The 1,117-nt window shown below is 43.4% G+C and carries 2 protein-coding genes; both read right to left on the reverse strand.

The features are described from left to right. A partial coding sequence (locus GMD6S_RS09360) for a P-type ATPase (RefSeq protein ID WP_000876386.1) occupies window positions 1-587 on the reverse strand: 587 nt, incomplete at its 3' end. A 164-nt stretch (window positions 588-751) separates the two neighbouring features. Further along, window positions 752-1,117 (reverse strand): C1 family peptidase (locus GMD6S_RS09365; protein ID WP_000313376.1); only part of this gene is annotated, 366 nt, incomplete at its 5' end.

Here is a 1,117-nt window from a genome sequence, read left to right on the forward strand (position 1 = left end):
AGTTGAGAAGGGTATTTTTTGAATTCCTTGCTGGATTTTGCGAGTTTGTTGATATAACTATCGGGTCCGACCGCCGTTGCCGTAACCAGACAAGTACCGCTAACGACATTGCTTCCGCTCATCAGCTTGTCACCTGCTGTTTTAAAGACTGAATCACTCTCACCAGTCAGCAAGGACTCATCCACTTCGATCGTTCCTTCAAGCACTTCTGCATCGACAGGTACCTGATCTCCCAGATTGAGATGCAGATATTCCCCCAGAACGATGTCTTCTGGATCAATCTCGATCGTTTGACCATCTCGATTGACCTTGTACTTACTTTTACCAAGCAAACTTAGCTTTTCCAAAGCATTTTTTGAACGCACTTCTTGGAAAATCCCGATAGCTGTATTGATAGCAATCACACCTAAAAAGAGCATGTTCTCAAATCGCAAGGTTGTGGCTACCAGAACTGCCAGAGCCAGGTTCATGGCATTAAAGAAGGTAAAGATATTTGAAACGACGATTTCCTTGGTTGTTTTGTAGGGTTTAATGTCGCTGATATTTCGTTGACGATCCTTGATGTCTTGGCTACTTAAATACTTCATTTCTACTCCGATATCCTTTTGTACTACTATAATAACACATATCTTTTTCTCTGTCACTTAAAGACTCAAAATAAGGAGAACTCCCTTGGCAAGCATCACCTATCGCCACTTCAAGAAGAACTTAAAAAGAGGCTAGGATTCCCCTAACCTCTTTTCTTTATGCTTTATTCTGCCAAGGCTCCCATTGGATCCCATGGTGCAAGTACGATTGGTTCTGCTTCATAGGCAGCTTGTTCTTCTGCTGTCAGCAATTCTTTACGGACAACGATTTGGTAAGTGTATTCGTCCATCCAAGCGTCTGAGGCGACAAAGTAACCATCTGCACCGACCTTGTCTCCCCATGAGTTTTCAACTTTCCACTTGGTTGACTTGCCATTTTCGTCCAAGTCCACACCTGTCAAGACCATGGCGTGGGTCATCAAACTTTCGCTGTAGTCCAAACGTCCAGCCTTGTCTTGAGTCAGTTGAATATCCATGCTTGATTCAAAGTCATAAACATCAGTCGCAAGGATTCCAGCTTTGCGGTTGCT

The sequence above is a fragment of the Streptococcus sp. GMD6S genome, assembly GCF_000297015.1.